This window comes from Acinetobacter sp. AOR01_HL, from assembly GCF_027855455.1.
Classification (GTDB): domain Bacteria; phylum Pseudomonadota; class Gammaproteobacteria; order Pseudomonadales; family Moraxellaceae; genus Acinetobacter; species Acinetobacter baumannii.
The window spans coordinates 1-9,661 of the sequence record NZ_JAKTIM010000022.1; the positions used below are offsets into that span (position 1 = coordinate 1).

The window sequence follows — 9,661 nt, forward strand, 5'->3', positions numbered from 1 at the left end:
CTGATGTTTTTTACGCTTCCATTCACCCTCACCTAAGAATTTCAGACCTGTAGAGTCAACGATTAGATACAGTCCATCACAACTTTTTTGATAGCTAATCACAATATCAATATGCTGTTGTCGTCTACAAATTGTAGTGTAGTCTGGCGCTATCCAATTTAACCCACAAAGATGGATGAGACTTTGAACAAAGCCAGTGACCATGCGTAAAGACAATCGGAAGAGAGATTTAATCATTAGGCAGCATTGGATAGCTGCGTCGGAGTAAGTTTGATTTCGTCCTTGTTTGCCTTTTGATGGGGCATACCATTGCGTAGCAGGATCAAACCAAATGGCAATATTTCCACGATTAATGAGAGCTCGGTTATATGAAGACCAATTGGTTGTGCGATAAATTTTAGGTGTCGACTTATTCATTTGAAAATTATATTGTGGAATAAGCCTTTAGAGATAGGTTTGTGCAACAAAGCCTCTCTGATAGAGAAAAATTCTCTAGAAGGCTTTAAATACTTTCTTGAAAAAAACGCAGATCTTGAGATCTGCATTTTTCTTTTCTAATTATTAATATTTTCTAAAATTAACATAATACACCTTATATGAAATTTAAAAATGGAGCTTAAAGCTCCATTTTTAAATAACTTTTTTTAAATTGCTAAGCGTAAATTCAGTGCTTTTACAACTTTAATCACAGTATCAAAACTAGGGTTAACATCACCAGAAAGTGCTTTGTAAAGACTTTCTCGGCCTAGACCTGTATCTCGTGATAATTGAGCCATTCCTTTAGCTTTAGCAATGTTACCTAAAGCTTTAGCAATGAATGCAGCATCACCATTAGATTCATCGATACAGGCTTGTAGGTAAGCTTGCATATCTTCTTCTGTTTTAAGATGCTCAGCACTATCCCATTTACGAAGTTTGATAGCCATTTACAGCTCCTCCTCTAAATCTTGTGCTAATTGTAGGGCAAGTTTTATATCTTTACTTTGCGTAGACTTATCTCCGCCTGCTAAGAGAATAACGACCCTTTGCCCTTGCTTGCAGTAATAAATCCTATAGCCAGGTCCAAAGAAGAAACGTAACTCAGAAACACCTTCACCGACTGGTTCAGTATCTCCAAAGTTCCCATCTTCAACCCGATCAATTCGGACTTGTATGCGTCTTTTTGCCTGTTGATCTTTTAACTTGGTAAACCAATCATCAAAGGCTTCTGTGGTATATATTGAGTACATAAGCAAAATGTATCCTATAGGATACGTTTTTGCAAGACATAAACTTGGTTCTTTAGGCCTGAGGCACTGAATTTCATATAACAGCCATTATGTTAAATGGACTTATTTCTAATAAATATTAGTAAGAGGGAAAAGATCATTTTTCTTAAGTAGGATTCAAGTTAATGTATATCTGACGGTATGAACCACGTATACCACCAATCATGAAAATCAGAGGGAAAAATTGACTCTAAAATAATAATTAATATGCAGTACATGGCAATATTTTTCAGCCAAGTTGGTTTGATATAGCGCAATGATTTCGGATAGCGAGTGATTTGCAACCATAAAGTCATGACAAATAGTACACTAGCAATACTGGTTTGAATAAAAATTGCAATATTAATACGGGGTAATACATCTTGTGGGCAAGCAAATAAATAATGACCCAATGAAATCCAGTTGGCTAATACAAAACTATGAATTATTGCGAAAGCGTACTCCACTTTACCTGTGTAAATTAAATCTACGGCACGATGAGCCATTAAAGCAATCGGTATCCAAAGTAATGCAACAATTTCCCGTGTGAGCCAAGCAGGTTCTGGGTATTGAAAGAAAAAATATACATTATCAAAGAAATGTAAAGCAGCAGCATAAAGTGTAATCCAAATCAAAGCTTTATAGACTTTGAGTAGATTAGAAAGGTCAAACTTATGTTCCATATTTATTATTCTCAAGGATCGTTATTAAAGTATTCTTTCAAAGGCAGTTACTACATTATCCCAGAGCACTTTTGAGTCACTACGGAAATAGCCCATATGACCAATTTTTGGTAGCGACTTGGTTAAAGGAATATCAATTAACTGAACATCAGCAGGGACTGTTCTAAATTTTGTGTAAGTACTTAATTTTCATTCATCCTACTGAGGATAATAAAAAGAGGTACTTCACATGGATGAAGCTACAATCAAAAGTATGGCAGCTGAATTAGCTAAAGGTTTAAAAATTCCTGAAGATTTAAACCAAATGACAGCCATATTTAAAAAGTTCATGATCGAAACCGCTCTGAATACTGAGCCTTCTGAACATTTAGGCTATGAAAAGCATCAACCTAAGAAAGGATCTAATGCACGTAATGGTTTTAGCTCCAAAACAGTTCTAACACAAGATGGGCAGCTTGCTTTAGATATCCCTCGTGATCGTGACGGCTCTTTTGAACCACAGATTATCAAGAAGCATCAAACATGCATTACTAGCATGGATGATCAAATTCTTTCGCTATATGCGAAAGGAATGACAAATAGAGAAATTGTTGCTTTTTTAAAGAAATGTACGATGCCGATGTATCTGCCTCCCTTATTAGTAAGGTGACGGATGCTGTCATTGAACAAGTGACAGAATGGCAAAATAGAACACTCGATAGTCTTTATCCTGTTGTCTATTTAGATTGCATTGTTGTTAAGGTTCGTCAGCATTCAACAGTAATCAATAAATCAGTTTATTTAGCATTAGGCATTAACCTGGATGGCCAAAAAGAACTTCTTGGCAGGTGGCTTGCTCAAACAGAAGGTTCCAAATTCTGGCTGTCAATCATGACAGAGCTTAAAAATCGAGGAGTGCAAGATATTCTTGTAGCCTGCCTTGCGAAGCAGCGCTTCTCAGGACTAAGAGGCTTTCCTGATGCGATAGCCTCTGTCTACCCTCATACTGATATCCAGCTGTGTATCGTACATGTTGTACGCAATAGCCTGAGATTTGTGAGCTGGAAGGACTACAAAGCTGTAACAGCAGGATTGAAGGCGATCTATCAGGCAAGTACAGAGGAAAATGCTTTAAAGTCCCTAGATATCTTGTGCGATCAATGGAATCACCAGTATCCAAAAATTGGAGAATCCTGGCGGGCAAATTGGGAAAATATCCGAACGATCTTTAGCTATCCTGCTGAAATACGTCATGCGATTTATACAACAAATGCAATTGAATCATTGAATAGCGTGATCCGCCATTCAACTAAAAAGAGAAAGATCTTCTCTTCTGATGATTCAGTGAAAAAGGTCATTTATTTAGCAACTTCAAATGCTGCTAAAAAATGGACCATGCCAATTCAAAATTGGCGTTTAGCAATGAATTGGTTTACGATTCAGTTCGATGATCGATTAAAAGATCATTTATAAAAAATGGGACTAACACAAAATAATTTACAGGCTCGTAGAAACATGAAAATACATTCTTTTGGTGAACACAATAACATTACTTTATCTAATAATTGTATTGAAGTTCGAGGTGCACGTGAGCATAACCTTAAGGATGTAGATGTTTCTATCCCAAGAAATGCACTTGTTGTTTTCTCAGGTGTATCGGGTTCAGGAAAATCATCACTTGCTTTTGGAACTATTTTTGCTGAAGCACAAAGAAGATATTTCGAATCTGTTGCACCTTATGCAAGACGCTTAATAGATCAGGCCGGAGTACCAGATGTTGATGCTATTGATGGTCTACCACCAGCAGTAGCATTGCAACAACAACGTGGTGCAAGTAATACCCGTTCTTCTGTTGGAAGTGTAACAACTTTATCAAGTCTCGTGCGAATGATTTATTCGCGTGCTGGTGCATATCCTGCCGATCAGCCAATGTTATATGCCGAGGACTTTTCACCGAACACTCCTCAAGGTGCCTGTCCTACCTGTCATGGTTTAGGTCACATTTATGAAGTTACAGAATCGAAAATGGTTCCTGACCCAACACTCAGTATTCGTGAGAGAGCTATCGCATCATGGCCACCTGCTTGGCACGGGCAAAACTTACGCGATATCCTAGTAACCCTAGGGTATGATGTTGATCGACCATGGAAAGATTTACCGCAATCGGATAGAGACTGGATTTTATTTACTGAAGAAACCCCAACAGTTCCTGTCTATGCTGGTTTAAGCCCCGCTGAGACTCAATCTGCACTTAAACGTAAACTAGAACCCAGCTATATGGGCACTTTCACTGGTGCTCGTCGCTATGTCCTTCATACTTTTGCTAATACCCAAAGTACGTTGATGAAAAAACGTGTTTCACGTTTTATGGAAGGAAAAATATGCCCTTCCTGTCATGGTAAACGCCTTAAACCAGAAGCCTTATCTATTACCTTTGCTGGAGTAGATATTGGTGAGTTTATGCAACTTTCTTTGGATAAGTTAACTTGCCTGCTTGAGCCCATTGTTCTAGGCAATTTCGACGCTCATGATGCTGGAGAAAAGACTAATAATAAAGTAACCCAACTTGATAGATCTGAACGAGCAACAACAGGTAGAGCAGTGCATTCTGTATCTCCAGATGTAAGACGTACGTCAGCACTTTCAGATGAAAAGAAAATTGCTGCGCAGCGTTTAGCAAATGGTGTGGTGGGGCGTTTAAATCAATTACGCCAGTTAGGTCTTAGTTATCTAACATTAGATAGAGCCACACCGACTCTTTCAGCGGGAGAGTTACAACGTTTGCGTTTAGCAACACAATTAAGTTCTATGCTATTTGGTGTAGTTTATGTACTGGATGAACCGTCTGCTGGATTACATCCTTCAGATAGTCAGTCATTATATGATTCTCTCGATAAATTAAGAGACGCTGGAAACTCCGTATTTGTTGTAGAGCATGATTTAGAGCTCATGCGTCGTGCTCAATGGTTAGTGGATGTTGGACCAGATGCAGGAGAGCAAGGTGGTAATATTTTATATAGTGGAGTACCTCAGGGTTTAAGTGAGATTTCAGCTTCACGTACTGCAAGTTATTTATTTAATAAAATCCCAGTTACTCAAAGTTATGGACGTACACCCTCTGGTTGGCTTGAACTTAACAATATTTACCGACATAACCTGCATAATATTGATGCTCGTATACCTCTTGGTGTACTTACAGCAGTTACAGGTATTTCAGGTTCAGGTAAATCTAGTCTCGTTTCTCAAGCTTTACCCGAGTTAGTACTTTCATATTTAGGCAATGAATCTGAAACTGAAAACAATAATGAAAATAATCCTTTAAATGAAGGAATGTTGGTTACCGAGGTTACACAGGGTTCTCTGGCTGGTGATGTGGAGGCTATACAGCGTCTGGTACAGGTTGATCAAAAACCAATTGGCCGTACTCCACGTTCTAATCTGGCAACTTATACGGGTTTATTTGATCATGTTAGAAAGTTATTTGCTGGGACTCCTGAAGCTCGCCAAGCTCATTATGATGCTGGACGTTTTTCGTTTAATGTGGCTAAAGGGCGATGTGAAACTTGTGAAGGTGAAGGCTTTGTCAGTGTAGAATTATTGTTTATGCCAAGTGTATATGCCCCTTGTACGACATGTCATGGTGCTCGATATAATGATGACACTCTGAAAATTCGCTGGAATGGACGTAATATTGCTGAAATATTAGGAATGACCGTCAATGAAGCACGTGATTTTTTTGATGGAGAGGTCTCGATTGCTCGTTCACTACAATTATTAAAGGAAATTGGCCTTGGTTATTTACGTTTAGGGCAACCAGCGACTGAACTATCTGGTGGAGAAGCGCAACGTATTAAATTGGCGACCGAGCTGCAACGCAATCAGCGTGGAAATACACTGTATATACTTGATGAGCCAACTACAGGTTTGCATCCATCAGATGTAGATCGATTGTTAGTTCAATTGCAGCGATTAGTCGATGCGGGTAATACCGTGGTTATGATTGAGCATGATATGCGTGCCGTTGCACAAGCAGATTGGGTGATTGATGTGGGACCAGGTGCTGGAAATGCTGGTGGGAATATTGTTGTGGCAGGAACACCAAAACAAATAACAGAAAATCAAGATAGCCGTACTGCTCCATATTTAGTTAATGAGTTAGTGAGTCGTGATACTAAACATTGATATTGCGAGTGGGTAGAATAAAACCTTAAATTAAAAGCCTGTAAAATCAATCAGATATTTTTTTTAGGTGGTGTGTGAGCATGAAATCTAAAATTTTTTTCAACTAAGGGCTTTGTTGCACAAACCTATTTCTAAAGGCTTATTCCACAATATAATTTTCAAATGAATAAGCCCGCACCTAAAATCTACCGCACAACCAATTGGCCCGCATATAACCGAGCACTCATGAGTCGCGGAAATATTGCCATTTGGTTTGATCCTGCTACGCAATGGTATGCGCCATCAAAAGGCAAACAAGGGCGAAATCAAACCTACTCCGACGCAGCCATCCAATGCTGCTTAATGATTAAATCCTTATTTCGTCTGTCTTTACGTATGGTTACTGGCTTTGTGCAAAGTCTGATTAAACTTTGCGGATTAAATTGGATAGCTCCAGATTACACTACGCTTTGTAGAAGACAAAAGCATATTGATATTGTAATCAGCTACCAAAAAAGTAGAGATGGGCTGCATCTACTCATGGGCTCTACAGGCATGGAGTTTCTAGGTGAGGGTGAATGGAAGCGCAAGAAACATGGACCTGAATATCGTCGCCAATGGCGTAAACTACATATTGGTATAGATGCCAAAACCCTGCAAATACGAGCATTTCAGCTTACAACCAATAATGTCAGTGATTCACAGGTGCTTGGTGATTTACTTAATCAGATTCCACAAGATGAGCGGATTGACTCTGTTTATACCGATGGAGCTTATGACACCAAGCAATGCCGTCAGGTCATTGCAATTGCAGATCGGCAAGCGCATGCGGTGATTCCACCTAGAAAAAATGCGAAACCATGGAAAGATACAAAGAGTAGCTCGCTAGAACGAAATGAATTACTTCGAACAGTTAAACGTTTAGGCAGGATACTATGGAAAAAATGGTCAGGCTATCATTGGCGAAGTTGGTTGAAACTAAGATGCATTGCATCAAATTATTAGGAGATAAACTCAGTGCAAGGAGTTTTGATAGCCAAGTCAATGAGATTCATGCACGTGTAGCAGTGCTCAACAGATTTACGGAATCAGGTCGACCATTTACCCAAGTTACGCCTTAAATTTGGCTCAATTAGGGGCGCTTTGCATTTCAAATCTTTGTGCAACAAAGCCCTTAAAAACAAGAAAAAGAGGATTGATAAAATGATGATAAAAAATAAAAAAGCGCCTGATGGCGCTTTCCTTTAATCATATTTATGGCGTCAGAATTACTTTACGACAGTCTTCTTCTTTTTTATCAAAAATACGGTAACCTTCCGCAGCATCTTCCAGTTTCATGCGATGGGTAATAATCAGATCTGGAGACAGATCTCCATTTTCGATATGTTCTAGCAACTGCGGCAAGTAATTATGCACATGAGTTTGTCCCATTTTAAAGGTTAAACCTTTGTCAAAGGCATCACCAAACAGGAAGCCGTGAATTGGACCGGCATAAACTCCAGGTACACTCACCACACCGCCGCGGCGGACCGCTGCAATACATTGTCTTAACGCTGAACCACTCGAACCTTCTAATTTCAGGTTAGTCATTACAGTTTCCAGCATGCTGCCTTTGGCTTCAAAACCGACCGCATCAATGACGGCATCGACTCCACGATAACCCGTGGTATTTTGAATGATAAATTCAGCGGCATCGACTTCATCAAAATTGACCGGAATCACCCCATAGGTTTGATGTGCGAAACTCAGACGATAAGGATGGTGATCGACCATAAAAATCTGCTCGGCACCGAGCATCCGCGCACAGGCAGCAGCCAGCAGACCGACTGGGCCAGCACCATAAATCGCCACACTGGAACCTCGACCAACTTGGGCATTGTTCACTGCTTGCCAGGCGGTTGGCAGAATATCAGTCAGGAATAATACTTTTTCATCAGGCAGGGAACCTGGCACTTTAAATGGTCCGATATTGCCCTTGGGAATCCGTACATATTCAGCCTGACCACCCGGTATACCACCATACAGATGGCTAAAGCCAAATAAAGCTGCCCCTGGTGGAATCTGTTTTTTATTGAGAATTGCACCACGGCCGGTATTGGTATTTTCACAGGCAGCCATTAGTTCATGTTCACAGAAAAAACAGTGACCACATGCAATCACGAAAGGAATAATTACCCGGTCGCCTTTTTTGACTTCTGTGACTTCAGGGCCGACTTCTTCTACAATTCCCATAAATTCATGGCCGAAAATATCGCCATCTTCAGTGGCCGGAATTTTACCCCGGTATAGGTGCAGATCTGAGCCACAGATGGCAGTCGCTGTCACCCTTAAAATGACGTCATCTGGTTCCTGAATCACTGGATCTGGAACGGATTCAACTCGTACATCCCGAGCACCATGATAGGTAAGAGCACGCATGCGGATTTCCTCTTTCTAGTTCAACATTAAACAGACTCGTATCAAGGCTGCCAAAAATAAAAAACACTTTTATTAGAGCCTTATGCACCAAGAAATCGCTGTAAATTAATGTATGAAATAAGACATCCGAGTGTTTAAAAAATAAACTTATATAGGGTTTACGTAATTAGTGACCTTATGTGTCGAATGAATAGAAAAGAGGTGGATCAGGAAATTTGAACAACACTTATAAGTGATATTTTGCTCCCCAAATGATGTTATAAACATCAATATATGGAGTATTTTATGGCACGTAGACCAAGAAGAAATCATTCAAATGATTTTAAAGCTAAGGTAGCACTTGCTGCGATTAAAGCAGAAAAAACACTTGCTGAATTGAGTGCTGAATTTGATGTTCATCAAAACCAAATTATCGACTGGAAAAATCAACTGATTTCAGCTTCCTCGCAAGCTTTCGATCAATCAAAAGCTCCAACAGAACCACCCATCGATCTAAAAAAACTACATGCAAAAATCGGTGAGCAGGCATTAGAAATTGATTTTTTAGAAGGTGTGTTGAAGAAACTGGGCCGCTTCAACCACAAAAGTTAATCGATGACTCACTTCAGATTTCAGTATCTAAGCAAGCTCAGCTGCTGAAAGTCTCCCGTGGTTGTTATTACTATCGCCCAAAACCTGTGAGTGCATCAGATCTGAAGCTGATGCGGTGTATGGATGAGTTACATATGCAATACCCTTTTGCAGGTAGCCGTATGATGCGTGATTTGTTGAATCGTCAAGGACATCATATAGGACGACGTCATACACGTACTTTAATGAAGAAAATGGGCATTAATGCGTTATATTGCAAACCAAATTTAAGCCAGGCTAATCAAGCTCACCGCAAATATCCATATCTGCTCAAAGGATTGGCTATTCAGCGCAGTAATCAAGTGTGGTCTACGGATATAACGTATATCCCTATGGCAAAAGGCTTTGTTTATTTATGTGCTGTGATTGATTGGCATAGCCGCAAGGTACTTGCGCATAGAGTATCGATTAGTATGGAGGTTACATTTTGCATAGAAACATTAAATGAAGCTATTGAAAAATATGGTCGACCTGAAATATTTAATACAGACCAAGGCAGTCAGTTTACCAGTGATGCATTTATTGATGTATTGAAATCAAATG

Annotated in this window: 5 protein-coding genes and 4 pseudogenes; 4 read left to right on the forward strand and 5 right to left on the reverse strand. The window is 39.6% G+C overall.

Annotated elements, in window-relative coordinates; translation table 11 throughout:
- The 4 genes and pseudogenes from MKL62_RS07775 to MKL62_RS07790 form a co-directional block, all read right to left on the reverse strand.
- A pseudogene (locus MKL62_RS07775) lies at positions 1-417 on the reverse strand (IS5-like element ISAba13 family transposase); the annotation flags it as partial.
- Positions 418-644: 227 nt separating this feature from the next.
- Positions 645-926: an addiction module antidote protein gene (locus tag MKL62_RS07780; protein WP_000985610.1), complete on the reverse strand. Its 282-nt coding sequence runs from the start codon at positions 924-926 to the stop codon at positions 645-647.
- Positions 927-1,229 (reverse strand): type II toxin-antitoxin system RelE/ParE family toxin, encoded by a 303-nt coding sequence (locus tag MKL62_RS07785; protein WP_000286963.1) that lies wholly within the window; start codon positions 1,227-1,229, stop codon positions 927-929.
- A gap of 161 nt (positions 1,230-1,390) precedes the next feature.
- Positions 1,391-1,930: a hypothetical protein gene (locus MKL62_RS07790; protein WP_002055813.1), complete on the reverse strand. Its 540-nt coding sequence runs from the start codon at positions 1,928-1,930 to the stop codon at positions 1,391-1,393.
- A 229-nt stretch (positions 1,931-2,159) separates the two neighbouring features.
- Between MKL62_RS07790 and MKL62_RS07795 the strand changes: the two are divergent.
- The 3 genes and pseudogenes from MKL62_RS07795 (at position 2,160) to MKL62_RS07805 (ending at position 7,191) form a co-directional block, all read left to right on the forward strand.
- Positions 2,160-3,382, forward strand: a pseudogene (locus tag MKL62_RS07795) (IS256 family transposase).
- A 42-nt stretch (positions 3,383-3,424) separates the two neighbouring features.
- On the forward strand, positions 3,425-6,091 hold the full coding sequence (locus MKL62_RS07800) for an excinuclease ABC subunit UvrA (RefSeq protein ID WP_109850699.1): 2,667 nt from the start codon (positions 3,425-3,427) through the stop codon (positions 6,089-6,091).
- Positions 6,092-6,253: 162 nt separating this feature from the next.
- Positions 6,254-7,191: pseudogene (locus MKL62_RS07805) on the forward strand (IS5 family transposase).
- A 133-nt stretch (positions 7,192-7,324) separates the two neighbouring features.
- Here MKL62_RS07805 and MKL62_RS07810 read toward each other — a convergent pair.
- Positions 7,325-8,488 (reverse strand): zinc-dependent alcohol dehydrogenase, encoded by a 1,164-nt coding sequence (locus tag MKL62_RS07810; protein ID WP_001202406.1) that lies wholly within the window; start codon positions 8,486-8,488, stop codon positions 7,325-7,327.
- Between the two features lie 273 nt (positions 8,489-8,761).
- On the opposite strand from MKL62_RS07810, the pseudogene MKL62_RS07815 reads away from it, so the two are divergent.
- Positions 8,762-9,661 (forward strand): annotated as a pseudogene (locus tag MKL62_RS07815) (IS3 family transposase); the annotation flags it as partial.

Excerpts from the sequence above, each read along its gene's own strand:
- MKL62_RS07810 (WP_001202406.1), bottom strand. The coding sequence starts at position 8,488 with ATGCGTGCTCTTACCTATCATGGTGCTCGGGATGTACGAGTTGAATCC.
- MKL62_RS07790 (WP_002055813.1), bottom strand. The coding sequence starts at position 1,930 with ATGGAACATAAGTTTGACCTTTCTAATCTACTCAAAGTCTATAAAGCT.
- MKL62_RS07785 (WP_000286963.1), bottom strand. The coding sequence starts at position 1,229 with ATGTACTCAATATATACCACAGAAGCCTTTGATGATTGGTTTACCAAG.
- MKL62_RS07780 (WP_000985610.1), bottom strand. The coding sequence starts at position 926 with ATGGCTATCAAACTTCGTAAATGGGATAGTGCTGAGCATCTTAAAACA.
- MKL62_RS07800 (WP_109850699.1), top strand. The coding sequence starts at position 3,425 with ATGAAAATACATTCTTTTGGTGAACACAATAACATTACTTTATCTAAT.